This is a genomic window from Streptomyces sp. NPDC002853, from assembly GCF_053591915.1.
The window spans coordinates 554319-571915 of record NZ_JBSFUS010000006.1; the positions used below are offsets into that span (position 1 = coordinate 554319).

The following is a 17597-nucleotide window of genomic DNA, read 5'->3' on the forward strand; positions in this document are numbered from 1 at the left end:
CCGCATCAAGGGAGAACGAACCATGGCACAGGACAACCAGCGCGTCGCCCTCATCACCGGAGCCACCAGCGGGATCGGCCTCGCCGCCGCCCGGCTCCTCGCCACCCAGGGACACCAGGTGTTCATCGGCGCACGTGACGCCGAGAACGTCGCCGCGACCGTCAAACAACTGCAGGACGAGGGTCTCGACGCCGACGGCGCCGTCCTCGACGTACGCGACGAGGCAGCCGTCAAGGCGTTCGTCCAGGCCGCGGTCGACCGCTTCGGCACCGTCGACGTCCTGGTGAACAACGCCGGGCGCAGCGGTGGCGGCGTCACCGCCGACATCACCGACGAGCTGTGGCACGACGTCATCGACACCAACCTCAACAGCGTCTTCCGCATGACCCGTGAGGTGCTCAACACCGGCGGCATGCGCCACAAGGACCGCGGACGGATCATCAACATCGCCTCGACGGCCGGCAAGCAGGGCGTGGTGCTCGGCGCGCCCTACTCGGCGTCCAAGCACGGCGTCGTCGGCTTCACCAAGGCGCTCGGCAACGAGCTCGCCCCGACCGGCATCACCGTCAACGCGGTCTGCCCCGGGTACGTCGAGACGCCGATGGCACAGCGCGTGCGCCAGGGATACGCCGACGCCTACGACACCTCCGAGGACGCCATCCTCGCGAAGTTCCGGGCCAAGATCCCGCTCGGCCGCTACTCCACGCCGGAAGAGGTCGCGGGTCTCGTCGGATACCTCGCGTCGGACACCGCCGGATCCATCACCGCGCAGGCCCTCAACGTCTGCGGCGGCCTCGGCAACTTCTGAGCCGCGAGCGGCACCGACCCGATCAACAGTCAAGGAGCGTGAACATGTCGCAGCACGGCCTGCGTGAGGTGGAGCACGAGATCAGTGTGGAGGCACCGGCCGATGCCGTGTACCGGCTGATCGCGGAGGTAGGGAACTGGCCGCGCATCTTCCCCCCGACGATCTACGTCGACCAGGTGGAGAGCAGCGGGAACGAGGAGCTCATCAGAATCTGGGCGACCGCCAACGGCGAGGCCAAGAACTGGTCGTCGCGCCGCACCCTCGATCCCGAGGCCCGGCGGATCACCTTCCGGCAGACGGTCTCCACGCCCCCCGTCGCCTCGATGGGCGGCACCTGGATCATCGAGGCGCTCTCGGCGACCTCGTCGCGGATACGCCTTCTGCACGACTACCGCGCGGTCGACGACGACCCCGCGGGGCTGAAGTGGATCGACGAGGCGGTCGACCGCAACTCGCGCTCCGAGCTGGCCGCCCTGAAGGAGAACGTCGAACGGGCGCACGCCGCCGAGGAGTTGACGTTCTCCTTCGAGGACACCGTGCAGATCGACGGCTCGGCCAAGGACGTCTACGCCTTCATCGACGAGGCGGACAAGTGGGAGGAGCGGCTGCCGCACGTGGCCAAGGTCCGCCTCGACGAGGACACCCCGGGCCTGCAGACCCTGGAGATGGACACCAGGGCGAAGGACGGCTCCACCCACACCACGAAGTCGTACCGGGTGACCTTCGAGCACCACAAGATCGCCTACAAGCAGGTCACCCTGCCGGCCCTGATGACGCTGCACACCGGCTACTGGACGTTCGAGGAGAACGGCACCGGCGTCGCCGCGTCGTCCCAGCACACCGTGGTCATCAACCCGGACAACATCGCCCGCATCCTCGGCGCGGACGCCACGGTCGCCGACGCCAGGGAGTACGTGCACTCGGCGCTCAGCACCAACAGCCGCGCCACCCTCGGCCATGCCAAGGACTACGCGGAGTCGAGGGCCTGACCATGCCGTCGCACCAACACGAGCGCCACCAGGACCATCACCTGGACAGTCAGGTCATCGTCGTGGGTGCCGGTCCCGTGGGTCTGATGCTCGCCGGGGAGCTGCGGCTCGGCGGCGCCGACGTCATCGTCCTGGAGAGCAGGGAGGCCCCGACGACGGAGTCGCGGGCCTCCACCCTGCACGCGAGGACCATGGAGATCCTCGACAGCCGGGGCCTCCTGGAGAAGTTCGGCACCCCGCCGAACGAGCCCCGCGGCCACTTCGGCGGCGTCCCGCTCGACCTGACGCTGCCGAGCCCCTACCCCGGGCAGTGGAAGGTCCCGCAGACCCGCACCGAGGAGGTCCTCCAGGAGTGGGCGCTGTCCCTCGGCGCGGATCTGCGGCGCGGGCACGAGGTGCGCGCGCTGTCCGTCGAGGACGACCACGTCGAGGTCGAGGCGGCGGGGCCCGAGGGCGCCGTACGGCTGCGTGCCCTGTGCGTCGTCGGCTGCGACGGCGAGAACAGCGCCGTGCGGCGATTGACCGGGGCCGACTTCCCCGGCACGGACGCCGGCCGTGAGCTGATCCGGGCGGACGTCGCCGGGATCGACGTACCGGGCCGGCGCTTCGAGCGCCTGGAGAAGGGGCTCGCCATCGCGGCGCGCAGGGACGACGGCGTCACGCGCGTCATGGTGCACGAGTTCGGCCGCCCGGCCGGCGCGCGCACCGGCGAGCCGTCGTTCGACGAACTCTGCGCGGTGTGGAAGCGGGTCACCGGGGAGGACATCAGCGGCGGAACCCCGCTGTGGATCAACTCCTTCGGTGACGCGAGCCGCCAGCTCACCCGGTACCGCGACGGGCGGGTGCTCTTCGCGGGTGACGCGGCGCACCAGCAGATGCCGATCGGCGGCCAGGCCCTCAACCTCGGCCTCCAGGACGCCGTCAACCTCGGCTGGAAGCTGGCCGTCCAGGTAGCGCGAAAGGCGTCGGACGGTCTCCTCGACAGCTATCACCAGGAGCGGCACACGGTCGGGCGGCGGGTCCTGACCAACATCAAGGCGCAGGCCCTGCTGCTGCTCGGCGGCCCCGAGGTGGAACCGGTGCGGGCGGTGGTCGGCGAACTCGTCGCGAGCCGCCGCGCACGGGAGCACCTGGCGGGCATGGTCTCGGGCCTGGACGTGCGCTACGACGTCGGCGCGGGACCGTCCCCGCTCCTGGGGGCCCGCCTCCCGCACACCGAACTCACCACGTCCGAAGGCCCGGTGACCACGACGGCCCTGCTGCGTACCGGCCGCGGACTGCTCATCGACCTACGGGACAACCCGGAACAGCACACCGCCGTAAGGGAGTTGACCGAGCCCTGGCACGACCGCATCACCGTCACGGCGGCCCGCGCATCCGGCACGGAGCTGGACGACGCCGGCCTGGTCCTCGTACGCCCCGACGGCCATGTCGCCTGGACGGGCTCCGGAACGGACGGTCTGCGCGCCGCTCTGGAGCGCTGGTTCGGGACGACGCGAGCCGCGACATCAGCCGACCACAGGAGAAACAGCATGAGCAGGCTTGAAGGAAAGACAGCCCTGGTCACGGGATCGAGCCGTGGCATGGGCCGTGCGACGGCCCTGCGTCTCGCACGCGACGGCGCACTGGTCGCCGTGCACTACACCAGCAACAAGGAGGCCGCCGAGGAGACCGTTGCCACCATCGAGAAGGAGGGCGGCCGGGCCTTCGCGGTCCGCGCCGAACTCGGCGTCCCGGGCGACGTGCACGAGCTGTTCCTCGGCCTGGAGGAGGGCCTCAAGGAGCGCACGGGGTCCACGACGCTCGACATCCTGGTCAACAACGCCGGTGTCATGGGAGGTGTCGCCGCGGAGGAGACCACTCCGGAGGCGTTCGACCGCCTCTTCGCGGTCAACGCGCGGGCGCCGTTCTTCATCATCCAGCGGGCGCTGAAGAACCTGCCGAGCGGCGGCCGCATCATCAACATCTCCTCCGGCCTGACCCGGTGCGCCAACCCGTCCGAGATCGCCTACGCGATGACCAAGGGCGCGGTGGAGCAGCTGGCCCTGCACTTCGCCAAGCACCTGGGCCCGCGCAACATCACGATCAACAGCGTGGCGCCCGGCATCACCCGCAACGGCACCCCCGTGTTCGACATACCCGAGGCCGTCGAGCAGATGGCTGGCCTCTCCGCCTTCAACCGGGTCGGCGAGCCCGAGGACATCGCCGACGTCGTCGCCTTCCTCGCCTCCGACGAGGCCCGCTGGATAACCGGCTCCTTCGTGGACGCCACCGGCGGCACCCTCCTTGGCTGACGTGACCGCCGCGGCCACGGCCGGGCCCCGGGCCTCCGGGGCCTGGGGCCCGCGTCTGTGGGGGCTGCTGATCGTCCTCGCCGGCAACATGCTCATCGACGCCCTTGAGGTGTCGGTGATGGTGGTGGCCGTCCCGTCGATCGGCGCGGACCTGCGTCTGACGCCGGCTGCCGCGCAGTGGACGATGACCGGCTTCGCCGTCGGCTTCGGCGGTCTGATGCTGTTCGCGGGACGGGTCGTGGGCCTGCTCGGGCGGCGGCGCGTCTACCTGTGGGCGCTGTTCGGTTTCGCCGCCGCCTCGCTCGTCGCGGGGTTCGCGGGGGATCCGGCGACGCTGCTCGCCACCCGCTTCGTCAAGGGGTTCTGTGCGGCGCTGACCGCGCCGACCGGGCTCGCCATCATCGGTGCCACCTTCAGGGCGGGGCCGGACCGGGACCGGGCCGTGTCGGTCTACACCCTCTTCGGCGGGTGCGGCTTCACGGCCGGGCTCGTCCTCTCGGGCCTGCTCACCGAGGTGGACTGGCGCTGGACCATGGTGTTCCCCGCCCCGGTCGTGCTCGTGCTGCTCGTCGTCGGCAGGAAACTCATCCCCGGCGACGACGGAACCGGCCACGAACAGAGCACGGACACACGGCAGTTGGGCGTGGCGGGCGCGCTCACCCTGACCGGCGGGCTCCTCGCCCTCGTCCTCACCGCCGTCACCGTCACGGAGCGGGGGTGGGCCGACGCACGAACCCTGGGCGCCGCGTCGGCGGCCCTCGCGCTCCTCGCGGCGTTCTGCCTCACCGAACGCCGCGCACGGCGGCCGCTGGTACGGGCCTCGCTGCTGCGCCACGGGCCGCTGCTCCGCTCGGCCGTGGGTGCCGCCGCTCTCAACGGCTCCTTTCTCGGGCTGCTGTTCGTCGTCACCTACCAGTGGCAGGCGGCGCAGGGGTGGGGGCCGCTGCGCACCGGTATCGCGCTGCTGCCCGCGAGTGCGCCCCTCGCCCTGACGGCCCTGTCGTCGGGGCGCATGGTCCAGCGCTTCGGCGCGCCCCGGCTGATCGTCCTCGGCGCCACCGCGCCTCTCATCGGATACGTCCTGTACCTGCGGGACCCCGCGCACGCGACGTACGCCACCGGAGTCCTGCCCACGCTGCTCCTGGTGGGGGCCGGCTTCGTGTGCGCCTTCGCGGCGCTCAACACCCAGGCGGTCGCGGGCATCGCGCCCGCCGAGCGCGGCCCGGCCGTCGCCACCTACCAGACCGCCGTGCAGAGCGGCGCCGTCCTGGTGATCGCGCCGACCGCCGCGCTCCTGACGGCTCACGGCAGCCGCACGGCGATGGTCCTGGTGACCGGCGCCGGCGCGGTGGGGCTGCTGGCCGCACTGAGACCTCTTCGCCGATCGTGAAGGAGCATTGCCTTGCAACAGCTGGAAGAACTGCTCGACCTGAAGGAGAAAGCACTCGCGGGGCCGAGCGAGAAAGCCACCGAGGCGCAGCACGCCAAAGGGAAACTCACCGCCCGCGAGCGCATCGAACTCCTCCTCGACAAAGGCTCGTTCAACGAGATCGAGACCCTGCGCAGACACCGGGCCTCCGGCTTCGGCCTGGAGAACAAGAAGCCCCACACCGACGGTGTCGTCACCGGCTGGGGCAACGTCCAGGGCCGCACGGTCTTCGTCTACGCCCATGACTTCCGCATCTTCGGCGGCGCGCTCGGAGAGGCGCACGCCGAGAAGATCCACAAGGTGATGGACCTGGCCGCGTCGGCCGGCGCCCCGCTGGTCTCGCTCAACGACGGCGCGGGCGCCCGCATCCAGGAGGGCGTCACCGCGCTCGCCGGGTACGGGGGCATCTTCCGGCGCAACACACGTGCCTCCGGCGTCATCCCGCAGATCTCCGTGATGCTCGGCCCGTGCGCCGGGGGAGCGGCCTACTCGCCCGCCCTGACCGACTTCGTGTTCATGGTGCGCGAGACCTCGCAGATGTTCATCACCGGACCGGACGTGGTGCGGGCGGTGACCGGCGAGGAGATCAGCCAGAACGGCCTGGGCGGCGCCGACGTGCACGCCGGTACCTCGGGTGTCGCGCACCTCGCGTACGACGACGAGGAGAGCTGCCTGGAGGACGTCCGCTATCTGCTGTCCCTGCTGCCCGCCAACAACCGTGAACTGTCGCCCGTGCAGCACAGCGACGACCCGGCCGACCGTTTGACCGACGCGCTCCTCGACATCGTGCCGAGCGAGCCGGGACGCTCGTACGACGTGCGTGAGGTCATCGAGGAGATCGTCGACGACGGCGAGTACTTCGAGGTGCACGCCGCCTGGGCGCCCAACCTGGTCTGCGCGCTGACCCGCCTGGACGGCCAGGTCGTCGGTGTCGTCGCCAACAACCCCAAGGCCATGGCCGGAGTCCTGGACATCGAGGCCTCGGAGAAGGGCGCGCGCTTCGTCCAGTTCTGCGACGCGTTCAACATCCCCCTGGTGACCCTGGTGGACGTGCCGGGCTTCCTGCCCGGCGTCGACCAGGAGCACAACGGCATCATCCGGCGCGGCGCCAAACTGCTCTACGCCTACTGCAACGCGACAGTCCCGCGCATCTCCCTGGTCCTGCGCAAGGCCTACGGCGGCGCGTACATCGTGATGGACTCCCGTTCCATCGGCGCCGACCTGGCCCTCGCCTGGCCCAGCAACGAGATCGCCGTGATGGGCGCCGAGGGCGCCGCGAACGTCATCTTCCGCCGGGAGATCGCCGCCGCCGACGACCCCGAAGCGCTGCGGCAGTCGAAGATCGAGGAGTACCGGGAGCAGCTGATGCACCCGTACTACGCCGCCGAGCGCGGGCTCGTCGACGACGTGATCGACCCGCGCGACACCCGCAGGGTGCTCACGAGCTCCCTGGCGATGCTCCGCGCCAAGCACGCCGACCTGCCGTCGCGAAAGCACGGAAACCCGCCGCAGTAACGGCAGTTGACCCCGACGGCACCGCACCGCACCACATCGCACCCCACCTCGCCCCACCCACGTACGAGAAGGACACACCCATGCCCAGAACCATCCTGGTCACCTGCGCCACCGGCAACGTCGGCCCGCACGCCGTCGCCGAACTGCAGAAGACCGGCGCCACCGTCCGCGCCCTGGTGCTCAAGGACGACCCGAACATCGGCCGCCTCCCGGAGGGCACCGAGATCCACTACGGGGACCTCGCCGACCCCGACAGCCTGGACGCCGCGCTCGACGGCGTCGACGGCGTCTTCTGGATGTGGCCGTTCTTCGCCCTCGACGTCACCACCGCGCCCGCCGTACTGCGCAAGATCGAGGCACACGCGAGCCGCATCGCGGTCGTCTCCTCGGTCGGCGTGCACATCGGCCTCGAACCGGTCGACAACAACTGCCACGCCTACCTGGAATCGATCGTCGAGAAAACGAGCCTGGACTGGACGTTCCTGCGCACCACCGGCTTCCACGCCAACGCCCTCGGCTTCGCCGGCCAGATCCGCGAGGGCGGCGTCGTCCACTTCCCCTACGGCGCCGCCACCCGCACCTCCGTCCACGAGGGCGACCTCGCCGCCGTCGGCGCCGCCGCGCTGACCCAGGACGGACACGCGGGGCAGAAGTACCTGGTGTCAGGACCCGAGGAGCTCTCCCAGGAGGGCCAGGTCCGCGTCATCGGCGAGGTCATCGGCCGCGAACTCGGCTGGCAGGACATCGAGCACGACGCCGCCCGCCAAGCCATGGTCGACACCGGCTGGCCGCCCTCGTACGCGGACGGCGCCCTGGACTACTTCGCGATGCTGACGAAGGAGCCCGAGGTCGGCTCCACGGTCGTGGCGGACGTCACCGGACGCCCCGCGCGCACCTTCCGCCAGTGGGTCCAGGAGCGGCCGGACGCGTTCCGCTGACCCCTCCCGCGGGGACCCGTATTCCGCGCGGAATGCGACGCATGACAGAACCTCACCGCCCGGTCCGGTCCGCGTCAATTCCAGGTGAAGTGTGTTGACGGGGTTGCCGCGCACCCAAGAGTCTTTAATCAGCTGCCCATGCATATCGGCTGCCCTCGCATTTTCCTCGCCGACCGGAATTCAAACCGTGGGCGGCGCGGTCGAAGCGGCTTCGCAATGAAGTCCCGCACTCTGGAGAAGAGTTAATGCGCGTCCTATTCATCAGCACTCCTTCCGCGAGCCATTTCACCCCGCTCGCGCCCCTCGCCTGGGCGCTGCGCGGCGCCGGACACGACGTGGTGGTGGCGGGACAGCCGGACATCGACGAGGCCGTACGGGCCTCCGGGTTCGTCGGCCTGCAGACCGGAGCGGCGTTCGACGGCGAGGCCGTGCTGCTGCGGGGGCTCGAACCGTGGCAGCGCCCGCTGCAGGTCCGCCCGCGTGAGCGGCTGCGGATCGAGGGCTACGCCCAGGCGTGGTCGGGGCACGCGGCGCGAGTGGTCCGCGGGCACCTGGACTTCGCGCGGGCCTACCGTCCCGATCTGATCGTCGGCGACCCGCTCGAGTACAGCACCCTCGTGATCGGCCGCGCACTCGACGTGCCCGTCGTCCACCACAGGTGGGGCGTCGACAGCCTGGCGGGGGCGGCGCGCGGCCTCGCCAGGGAGAACCTGCGGGAGCTGTGCGAGGAACTCGGCGTCGGCGCCCTGCCCGACCCGGCCGTCATCCTCGACCCTTGCCCGCCCTCGCTCCAGCAGCCGGGCGCCGAGCCGGGGCTGCCGGTCAGGCACGTTCCGTACAGCGCCAACTGGCGGCTGCCCGAAGGATTTCCCTGGGAGGCACGGCAGGACGGAAAGCGGCGCGTCGGTCTGTCGCTCGGCGGGACACTGCGGCTCAACGGGGCCGGGTTCGTCGTCCGGCTGCTGCGGGCCATCGGCGAGATCCCGGGCATCGAGGTGCTCGCCACGCTGCCCGCGGAGTTCCGCGGCCTGGTCGGCGAGGTGCCTGCCCACATCCGGTGCGTCGGCTCCGTGCCGCTCGGCCTGCTCCTCGACCGGTGCGAGGCCGTGGTGCACCACGGCGGCTCCGGCACCTCCATGACGGCCACCCTCGCCGGGCTTCCGCAGCTGGTGCTGCCGCAGATCGCCGACAACTTCGGCCACGGCGACCGCCTGGCACACCTGGGCGCCGCCGTCTCGCTGGACACGGCCGAGACGCAGGACGCGCCGGGGCGGCTGCGGGACGCCCTGACCGACCTCCTGGACAACCCCGAGTACACCGAAGCGGCCGGGCGGCTGCGCGCCGAAATGCTGCTGATGCCCACGCCGGCCGGGGTCGTCGACGACCTGGCGAACCTCTGAGGACTGGAGCACACGTGCGCATCACCGAGCTGGAGATTCCCGGCGCCTTCGTCATCGCACCGAACCATCTGCGGGACGAACGAGGGTCGTTCCACGAAGCGCTGCGGACCGAGGAACTGGAGAAGGCCGCGGGACGCCCCTTCACCCCACGGCAGATCAACTACTCCGTCTCCCGGCGCAACACGCTGCGGGGCATCCACAGCGTCACCAACCCGCCGGGCCAGGCCAAGTTCGTCACCAGCGTCCGGGGCGTCCTGCGGGACATCCTGGTCGACCTGCGCCTCGGGTCGCCCACGTACGGGCGCCATGTGACCAACGAACTCGATGCCGACGCGGGCACCTCGGTCTTCGTCCCCGAAGGCGTCGGACACGGCTTCCTCACCCTCACCGAGGACGCCTGCATCTGTTACGTCCTGTCCACCGCCCATGTGCCGGGCACCCAGGTCGACATAGATCCGCTCGACCCCGAACTCGCCCTGCCCTGGGGCTTCACGGAGCCGCCGCTCATCTCCGACAAGGACGCCAAGGCGCCGACGGCGGCACAGGCGGCAGCCGCAGGGCTGCTCATGCCCTATGAACCCCACACCCCCTACGTATAGGCGCGGCCACGGAATTCAATCGGAATTCCGTCGGAATTCAGCCACAAGCGAGGACCGCCACAAGCGGGCACCGCAATGAGGAGGACATCTTCATGAAGGCCCTGGTTTTGTCGGGCGGATCGGGCACCCGCCTGCGTCCGTTCAGTTACTCGATGCCCAAACAGCTCATTCCGATAGCCAACAAGCCGGTCCTGCAGCACGTCCTGGAGAACATCCGGGACCTCGGCGTCACCGAGATCGGCGTCATCGTCGGCGGCGGCGCCCAGCAGATCGAGGCGGCCGTCGGCGACGGATCGTCGCTCGGCGTGCGCATCACGTACATCCCGCAGGAGAACCCCACCGGCCTCGCCGCCTGCGTCTCGCTCGCCCGGCCCTTCCTCGGGGACGACGACTTCGTGATGTACCTCGGCGACAACATGCTCCCCGACGGCGTGGGGGAGATCGCGGCACAGTTCGCGGCGGACCGCCCCGCGGCCCAGGTGGTCGTCCACAAGGTGGCCGACCCCACCGCGTTCGGCGTCGCCGAGCTCGACTCGGACGGCCGGGTGACCCGCCTGGTGGAGAAGCCCAAGCAGCCCCGCAGCGATCTCGCCCTGATCGGCGTGTACTTCTTCACGCCGGCCATTCACCGGGCCGTCGCCTCCATCGAGCCCAGCGCACGCGGCGAACTGGAGATCACCGACGCCATCCAGTGGCTCCTCACCCACGGCGCCGACGTGCGCGCCAGCCAGTACGAGGGCTACTGGAAGGACACCGGCCGCGTCGACGACGTACTGGCGTGCAACCGCAAGCTCCTCGACGACGTGAAGCCCGACGTCCTGGGCGAGGTCGACGCCACGAGCGTCATCACCGGCCAGGTCATCGTGGAGGCCGGTGCCCGCATCGTCCGCTCCACCGTCGAAGGCCCGGCGATCATCGGCGCCGGAACGCTGGTGGAGGACAGCCGCGTCGGCCCCTACACCTCCATCGGCAAGGACTGCGTCCTGCGCGGCACCCACATGGACGAATCCATCGCTCTCGACGGCGCGACGGTCACCGAGGTCCGTGGTCTGCACGGTTCGGTGATCGGACGGTCCGCGACCGTCGGACAGGCGGCCCAGCACCGGCTCGTAGTCGGTGACCACACCAGCGTAGAGGTGGCAGCAGCATGAAGATCCTGGTCACAGGCGGCGCCGGATTCATCGGCTCGCACTATGTACGCAGCCTTCTGCAGGACGAGTACGCGGGCTGGGAAGGCGCCCACGTCACCGTCGTCGACAAGCTCACCTACGCGGGCAACCGCGAGAGCCTGCCGGCGAACGACCCCCGGCTGACGTTCGTGCGGGGTGACATCCTCGACGGGGACCTGCTGCGCCAGCTGCTGCCCGGCCATGACGCCGTGGTGCACTTCGCGGCCGAGTCGCACGTCGACCGCTCCCTGGAGTCGGCCGCGGAATTCGTCCGCACGAACGTGCTCGGCACCCAGTCCCTGCTCGAAGCGGTCCTGGCCAGCGGCGTCGAGCGTGTCGTGCACGTCTCCACCGACGAGGTCTACGGCTCCATCGACGAGGGCTCCTGGACCGAGACCTGGCCGCTGGCGCCCAACTCCCCGTACGCCGCCTCCAAGGCCGCGTCCGACCTGGTCGCCCGCTCGTACTGGCGCACCCACGGGATCGACCTGTCGATCACCCGCTGCTCCAACAACTACGGGCCCTACCAGCACCCCGAGAAGCTCATCCCGCTCTTCGTGACCAACCTGCTGGCCGGCCTCACCGTGCCGCTCTACGGAGAGGGCGCCAACGTACGCGAGTGGCTGCACGTCGACGACCACTGCCGCGCGATCGACCTCGTCCTGAACAAGGGCCAGGCCGGCGAGGTCTACAACGTCGGCGGCGGCAACGAACGCACCAACCGCGCCATCACCGAGCGGCTGCTCGAACTCACCGGCAGGGACTGGACGAGCGTGCGCCGCGTCGCCGACCGCAAGGCGCACGACCTGCGCTACTCGCTCGACGAGACCAAGATCGCCGACCAGCTCGGATACGCGCCGCGCGTCTCCTTCGAGCAGGGCCTCGCCGACACCGTCGACTGGTACCGCGAGAACACCGACTGGTGGCAGCACTCCAAGGCGATCGCGGCGGACCGGGCATGACGCGGCAACAACTCAGGAAGGGCACAACAGCATGAGCGTGCACAAGGAACTCGTCATGGACGAAGTCCGCAAGTACCACCGGGACGTCCAGGACGACAGGGGCTTCGTCCCCGGCACCACCGAGATCTGGCCGTCCGGCGCGGTCCTGGACGAGGAGGACCGCCTCGCCCTGGTCGAGGCCGCCCTGGACATGCGGATCGCGGCGGGGCGAAGCTCCCGCAAGTTCGAGTCGCAGTTCGCGCGCAAGCTCAAGCGGCGCAAGGCCCATCTGACGAACTCCGGCTCGTCGGCCAACCTGCTCGCCACCACGGCCCTCACCTCCCACCTCCTGGAGGACCGGCGGCTGCGCCCCGGCGACGAGGTGATCACGGTCGCCGCCGGCTTCCCCACGACCGTCAACCCGATCCTGCAGAACGGCCTGATACCGGTCTTCGTCGACGTCGAGCTCGGCACGTACAACACGACGGCCGACCGGGTGGCCCAGGCCATCGGCCCCAAGACCCGCGCCATCATCATCGCGCACGCCCTCGGCAACCCCTTCGAGGTCGCCGAGATCGCCCAACTCGCCGAAGACCACGACCTGTTCTTCATCGAGGACAACTGCGACGCGGTCGGCTCGACGTACGACGGTCAGCTCACCGGCACCTTCAGCGACATGACGACCGTCAGCTTCTACCCCGCGCACCATCTGACGATGGGCGAGGGCGGCTGCGTCCTCACCTCGAACCTGGCGCTCGCCCGGATCGTGGAGTCGCTGCGCGACTGGGGCCGGGACTGCTGGTGCGAGCCGGGCGAGAGCAACAAGTGCCTCAAGCGGTTCAAGTACCAGATGGGCACGCTGCCCGCCGGCTACGACCACAAGTACATTTTCTCGCACGTCGGCTACAACCTGAAGGCCACCGACCTGCAGGCCGCACTCGGCCTGACCCAGCTGGCCAAGGTCGACGACTTCTGCGCCGCGCGCCGCAAGAACTTCAAGCAGCTGTACGACGGCCTCGACGGTCTGCCGCACCTGCTGCTGCCGCGGGCCACCCCGCGCAGCGACCCGAGCTGGTTCGGCTTCGCCCTCACCGTGTCACCCGAAGCGCCCTTCACCCGGGCCGAGCTGGTGGACTTCCTGGAGGGCCGCAAGATCGGCACCCGCCGTCTCTTCGCCGGCAACCTCACCCGCCACCCGGCCTACATAGGCCAGCCGCACCGCGTCGTCGGCGAGCTGACCAACAGCGACATCATCACCGAGCAGACCTTCTGGATCGGGGTCTACCCCGGCCTGACCGAGGAGATGCTCGACTACGTCGTCTCCTCGATCAAGGAATTCGTGGGAGCCCGTGGATGACCATGGAAATCGTCGGAAACGGTTTTCTCGCCAGGAACCTCCGGCCCATCGCCGACCGGCACCCCGACACGGCCGTCCTGGCGGCCGGTGTCTCCTGGGCCGGCGGCACTTCGGACGACGACTTCGCCCGGGAGTCCGCACTCCTTGACGAGGTGGCCGAGCGCTGCCGGACCACCGGGCGCCGGCTCCTGTTCTTCTCCACCGCGTCCACGGGGATGTACGGAGAAGGGGGCGGCACGGGACGCGAGGACAGCCCCATCACGCCCTGCACCCCCTACGGGGCGCACAAGTTCGCACTGGAGCAGCAGCTCAAGGCCTCAGGGGCGGACTACCTCATCCTCCGCCTCGGCCACCTGGTGGGCCCCGGACAGCCGCCGCACCAGCTGATGCCCTCGCTGCTCCGGCAGGTCCTGGAGGGCGCGGTCCGCGTCCACCGGGGCGCCACCCGCGACCTCATCGACGTCGCGGACGTGGTCACCGTCATCGACTGCCTCCTGGAACGCGGCGTACGCGGCGAGACGGTCAACGTGGCGTCGGGGGAGGCGGTGCCGGTGGACCACATCGTCGACCACCTGCAGGCGCGGCTCGGCCTCGACGTCGAGCGCGAGTACCGCGACGCCGGGGCGCACCACGTCATCTGCACGGAGAAACTGCGGCGCCTGGTGCCCGAGACGGCCCGGCTCGGCTTCACCCCGACGTACTACCGGCAGGTCCTCGACGCCTTCCTCGACTCCGCGGGCGCCGGCCGCGCCACCGTACCCACCGCGTCCTGACCCGCGCCTTCCGCCCCTGATCCGCAAGGAGTGAACCCCATGAACGCCCCACCCGGCAGGCCGACCCCCCGGCCGACCACGCTGACGTCGCGCGACGACCCGGCCGTCGCACACCGCATGGCGCGGTCGGCCGCGACGGCACAGGGCGCGCGGCTGCGCACCGATGACTTCGCCGACTGGCTGGACGAACGGCGCCGCGCGCACCACTTCAAGGTCGAACGCATACCCTTCAGCGGCCTGGACGGCTGGTCGTTCGAGGCCGCCACCGGGAACCTGGTGCACCGAAGCGGCCGCTTCTTCACCGTCGAGGGCCTGCACGTCACCCGGGACACCGGCCCGCACCGCGAGTGGTACCAGCCCACCATCAAGCAGCCCGAAGTGGGCATCCTCGGCCTCCTCGTCAAGGAGTTCGACGGGGTCCTGCACTTCCTGATGCAGGCCAAGATGGAGCCCGGCAACCGCAACCTGCTCCAGCTGTCGCCGACCGTCCAGGCCACCCGCAGCAACTACACCAAGGTGCACAAGGGCGCCGACGTGAAGTACATCGAGTACTTCACGCAGGCGGACCGCGGCCGGGTCATCGCCGACTCGCTGCAGTCCGAGCACGGCGCGTGGTTCTTCCGCAAGAGCAACCGCAACATGATCGTCGAGGCCGTCGACGACGTCCCCCTCGACCCGGACTTCTGCTGGCTGACCCTCGGCCAGATCGGCGAGCTCCTGCGCCGCGACAACGTCATCAACATGGACACCAGAACCGTCCTCGCCTGTGCGCCGCTGCCCCAGGAGGACGAGGGCGCCCTGCACTCGGACACGGATGTCCTGTCCTGGTTCACCGCCGAGCGCGCCCGGCACGACGTCCACGCGGAACGCGTTCCGCTGGACGAGGCGAGCGGCTGGAAGCGCGGGGACATGTCCATCGACCACGAGGAGGGCCGCTACTTCAGCGTGGTGGCCCTGCGCGTGGAGGCCGGCAGCCGAGAGGTGACCGGCTGGACCCAGCCGGTGTTCGAACCGCACGGCATCGGTGTCACGGCCTTCGTGACGCGCAGGATCGGCGGAGTGCCGCACGTCCTGATGGAGGCACGCGTCGAGGGCGGCCTCCTGGACACGGTGGAGCTCGCGCCGACCGTCATGCACACCCCCGACAACTACGCCTACCTGGAGGGCGAATACCGCCCGCCCTTCCTCGACCTGGTCCTGGCGGCGACCCCCTCACAGATCCGCTACGAGGCGGTGCACTCGGAGGAGGGCGGCCGCTTCCTCAACGCCGAGAGCCGCTACCTCATCGTCGAGGCGGACGAGGAAACGGATCCCGTGGAGGCACCCCCCGGGTACCGCTGGATCGCCCGCGACCAGCTCAACTCCCTGCTGCGGCACGGTCATTACCTCAACGTCCAGGCCCGCACGCTGCTCCTGTGCCTCAACTCACTCGCGGGCCGGTCCTGATGGGGCAGAAGGGCGGCATACGAGTCGGTCTGCTGGGCTGCGCCGACATCGCACGGCGGCGCGTGCTGCCCGCCATGGCAGGCACGGACGGCATCCGGATCACCGCGATCGCCAGCCGGGACGCGGACAGGGCCGAGGAACTCGCCGGGTCCTACGATGCCGAGCCCGTGCACGGCTACCAGCGGCTGCTCGACCGCGACGACATCGACGCGGTCTACCTCCCGCTGCCCGCCGCCCTGCACGCGGAGTGGACCGAGGCGGCGCTGCGCGCGGGAAAGCACGTACTCGCCGAGAAGCCGTTGACGACCGACCTGGAGAGCTCCCGCCGACTCGTCACGCTGGCGCGGGAGTCGGGGCTCTTCATGATGGAGAACGTGATGTTCGTCCATCATCCGCTGCACGACGCGGTGCTCAAACTCGTCGCTGACGGCGCCATCGGTGAACTGCGCGCCTTCCAGGCCGCGTTCGCCATCCCACGGCTGCCGGACGACGACATCAGGCACCGCGCGGACCTGGGCGGCGGCGCCCTCTGGGACACCGGCGTCTACCCGGTCCGGGCCGCCCTGCACTTCCTCGGCGAAGGCCTCGAAGTCCGGGGCGCGCTGCTCGGCCGGGGCCAGGGCCGCGAGGTCGACACCTCGGGGCAGGCCCTCCTGAGCACACCCGGCGGCATCGGCGCCCGGCTGGTCTTCGGGCTCGACCACGCCTACCGGTCCTCCTACGAACTGTGGGGGAGCGAGGGTCGCATCACCGTGGAGCGCGCCTTCACGCCGCCCGCGGACTTCGTGCCGGAGATCCGGGTCGAGCGCCGCACCGGGACGGAGGTGATCCAGCTGCCGCCCGCGGACCAGGTCGCCCGCACGGTCGCCGCCTTCGTGGACGGCGTACGCGCGCGGTCCACGCCGGATCCCGTGTGCCTGCGGCAGGCGGAGCTCCTGGACGGGGTGCGCCGGGCCGCGGGCGAGCCGGCCTAGCGGCTCCCCCGGCCCATCGCTGCGACCGTCCACCAACTCCCCATGTCCCAGCGTCAATTGCGACCGCCTCCGGAAAGGGCGACTACCTTGAAGCAGAACGAGATCCGCCGCCTGGACCGGGTGATCATCCGTTTCGCCGGTGACTCGGGTGACGGCATGCAGCTCACCGGTGACCGGTTCACTTCGGAGACGGCGTCCTTCGGGAACGACCTCTCGACACTGCCGAACTTTCCCGCCGAGATCCGTGCTCCTGCCGGGACACTGCCGGGTGTCTCCTCGTTCCAGCTGCATTTCGCCGACCACGACATCCTCACGCCGGGCGACGCGCCGAACGTCCTGGTCGCGATGAACCCGGCCGCGCTGAAGGCGAACCTTCCGGATGTTCCTCGCGGGGCCGAGATCATCGTCAACACCGATGAGTTCACGCCCCGGGCCATGCAGAAGGTCGGCTTCGCCCGGTCGCCGCTGGATGACGGGTCTCTGGACGCGTTCCAGGTCCACCCGGTGCCGTTGACGACGCTGACGGTCGAGGCGCTCAAGGAGTTCGACCTCTCGCGCAAGGACGCGGGCCGCAGCAAGAACATGTTCGCGCTGGGTCTGTTGTCGTGGATGTACCACCGGCCGACCGAGGGCACGGAGAAGTTCCTGCGGACGAAGTTCGCCAAGAAGCCGGACATCGCCGAGGCCAACATCGCGGCATTCAGGGCGGGTTGGAACTTCGGCGAGACGACGGAGGACTTTGCGGTCTCGTACGAGGTCGCCCCGGCGACCAGCGCTTTCCCTACCGGCACCTACCGCAACATCTCGGGGAACCTGGCCCTCTCGTACGGTCTTATCGCGGCGGGCCGGCAGGCGGATCTGCCGCTCTACCTGGGCTCGTATCCCATCACCCCGGCCTCGGACATCCTGCACGAGCTCAGCAAGCACAAGAACTTCGGTGTGCGCACCTTCCAGGCCGAGGACGA

14 protein-coding genes and 1 pseudogene are annotated in these 17597 nt (G+C 70.1%); all 15 read left to right on the top strand.

Features of this window, described 5'->3' with window-relative positions; translation table 11 throughout:
- Positions 1 to 22 precede the first annotated feature (22 nt).
- A complete protein-coding gene (fabG, locus tag ACWD02_RS19635) occupies positions 23 to 808 on the top strand; it encodes a 3-oxoacyl-ACP reductase FabG (protein ID WP_451211975.1) in 786 nt (261 codons plus the stop codon).
- Positions 809 to 852: 44 nt separating this feature from the next.
- Positions 853 to 1797: an aromatase/cyclase gene (locus ACWD02_RS19640; protein ID WP_451211979.1), complete on the top strand. Its 945-nt coding sequence runs from the start codon at positions 853 to 855 to the stop codon at positions 1795 to 1797.
- Positions 1749 to 4091 (top strand): annotated as a pseudogene (locus ACWD02_RS19645) (SDR family oxidoreductase); the annotation flags it as partial. The gene ACWD02_RS19640 and the pseudogene ACWD02_RS19645, both read left to right, overlap by 49 nt.
- A 1-nt stretch (position 4092) precedes the next feature.
- The gene (locus ACWD02_RS19650; RefSeq protein WP_451211982.1) at positions 4093 to 5481 is read left to right on the top strand and encodes an MFS transporter; all 1389 of its coding nucleotides are present in this window, start codon (positions 4093 to 4095) and stop codon (positions 5479 to 5481) included.
- Positions 5482 to 5493: 12 nt separating this feature from the next.
- Positions 5494 to 7035 carry an acyl-CoA carboxylase subunit beta gene (locus ACWD02_RS19655; RefSeq protein WP_451211985.1) on the top strand — a complete coding sequence of 514 codons (1542 nt, stop codon included), beginning with the start codon at positions 5494 to 5496 and terminating at the stop codon, positions 7033 to 7035.
- 80 nt (positions 7036 to 7115) lie between these two features.
- Positions 7116 to 7973: an SDR family oxidoreductase gene (locus ACWD02_RS19660; protein ID WP_451211988.1), complete on the top strand. Its 858-nt coding sequence runs from the start codon at positions 7116 to 7118 to the stop codon at positions 7971 to 7973.
- 245 nt (positions 7974 to 8218) lie between these two features.
- On the top strand, positions 8219 to 9373 hold the full coding sequence (locus ACWD02_RS19665; RefSeq protein ID WP_451211990.1) for a nucleotide disphospho-sugar-binding domain-containing protein: 1155 nt from the start codon (positions 8219 to 8221) through the stop codon (positions 9371 to 9373).
- Between the two features lie 14 nt (positions 9374 to 9387).
- Positions 9388 to 9972 carry a dTDP-4-dehydrorhamnose 3,5-epimerase family protein gene (locus ACWD02_RS19670; protein ID WP_451211993.1) on the top strand — a complete coding sequence of 195 codons (585 nt, stop codon included), beginning with the start codon at positions 9388 to 9390 and terminating at the stop codon, positions 9970 to 9972.
- Positions 9973 to 10064: 92 nt separating this feature from the next.
- Complete coding sequence (locus ACWD02_RS19675; protein ID WP_451211996.1) at positions 10065 to 11123, top strand: glucose-1-phosphate thymidylyltransferase; 1059 nt, start codon at positions 10065 to 10067, stop codon at positions 11121 to 11123.
- Positions 11120 to 12103 carry a dTDP-glucose 4,6-dehydratase gene (gene rfbB, locus ACWD02_RS19680; protein ID WP_451211998.1) on the top strand — a complete coding sequence of 328 codons (984 nt, stop codon included), beginning with the start codon at positions 11120 to 11122 and terminating at the stop codon, positions 12101 to 12103. Before ACWD02_RS19675 ends, rfbB begins: the two co-directional genes overlap by 4 nt.
- A 31-nt stretch (positions 12104 to 12134) precedes the next feature.
- Positions 12135 to 13439 carry a lipopolysaccharide biosynthesis protein RfbH gene (gene rfbH, locus ACWD02_RS19685; protein ID WP_451212001.1) on the top strand — a complete coding sequence of 435 codons (1305 nt, stop codon included), beginning with the start codon at positions 12135 to 12137 and terminating at the stop codon, positions 13437 to 13439.
- Positions 13436 to 14212: an NAD-dependent epimerase/dehydratase family protein gene (locus tag ACWD02_RS19690; protein ID WP_451212005.1), complete on the top strand. Its 777-nt coding sequence runs from the start codon at positions 13436 to 13438 to the stop codon at positions 14210 to 14212. The genes rfbH and ACWD02_RS19690 overlap by 4 nt, the downstream gene beginning before the upstream one ends.
- Before the next feature lie 39 nt (positions 14213 to 14251).
- Positions 14252 to 15658, top strand: coding sequence for an NDP-hexose 2,3-dehydratase family protein (locus tag ACWD02_RS19695; RefSeq protein ID WP_451212008.1), 1407 nt, complete (start codon positions 14252 to 14254; stop codon positions 15656 to 15658).
- The gene (locus ACWD02_RS19700) at positions 15628 to 16632 is read left to right on the top strand and encodes a Gfo/Idh/MocA family protein (protein ID WP_451212011.1); all 1005 of its coding nucleotides are present in this window, start codon (positions 15628 to 15630) and stop codon (positions 16630 to 16632) included. The genes ACWD02_RS19695 and ACWD02_RS19700 overlap by 31 nt, the downstream gene beginning before the upstream one ends.
- A gap of 42 nt (positions 16633 to 16674) precedes the next feature.
- A partial coding sequence (locus ACWD02_RS19705) for a 2-oxoacid:acceptor oxidoreductase family protein (RefSeq protein ID WP_451212014.1) occupies positions 16675 to 17597 on the top strand: 923 nt, incomplete at its 3' end.

What these genes read in the sequence shown, in the direction of transcription:
- fabG (WP_451211975.1), top strand. Translation starts at nt 23, where the DNA reads ATGGCACAGGACAACCAGCGCGTCGCCCTCATCACCGGAGCCACCAGC.
- rfbH (WP_451212001.1), top strand. Translation starts at nt 12,135, where the DNA reads ATGAGCGTGCACAAGGAACTCGTCATGGACGAAGTCCGCAAGTACCAC.
- ACWD02_RS19640 (WP_451211979.1), top strand. Translation starts at nt 853, where the DNA reads ATGTCGCAGCACGGCCTGCGTGAGGTGGAGCACGAGATCAGTGTGGAG.
- ACWD02_RS19695 (WP_451212008.1), top strand. Translation starts at nt 14,252, where the DNA reads ATGAACGCCCCACCCGGCAGGCCGACCCCCCGGCCGACCACGCTGACG.
- ACWD02_RS19690 (WP_451212005.1), top strand. Translation starts at nt 13,436, where the DNA reads ATGACCATGGAAATCGTCGGAAACGGTTTTCTCGCCAGGAACCTCCGG.
- ACWD02_RS19660 (WP_451211988.1), top strand. Translation starts at nt 7,116, where the DNA reads ATGCCCAGAACCATCCTGGTCACCTGCGCCACCGGCAACGTCGGCCCG.
- ACWD02_RS19675 (WP_451211996.1), top strand. Translation starts at nt 10,065, where the DNA reads ATGAAGGCCCTGGTTTTGTCGGGCGGATCGGGCACCCGCCTGCGTCCG.
- ACWD02_RS19665 (WP_451211990.1), top strand. Translation starts at nt 8,219, where the DNA reads ATGCGCGTCCTATTCATCAGCACTCCTTCCGCGAGCCATTTCACCCCG.
- rfbB (WP_451211998.1), top strand. Translation starts at nt 11,120, where the DNA reads ATGAAGATCCTGGTCACAGGCGGCGCCGGATTCATCGGCTCGCACTAT.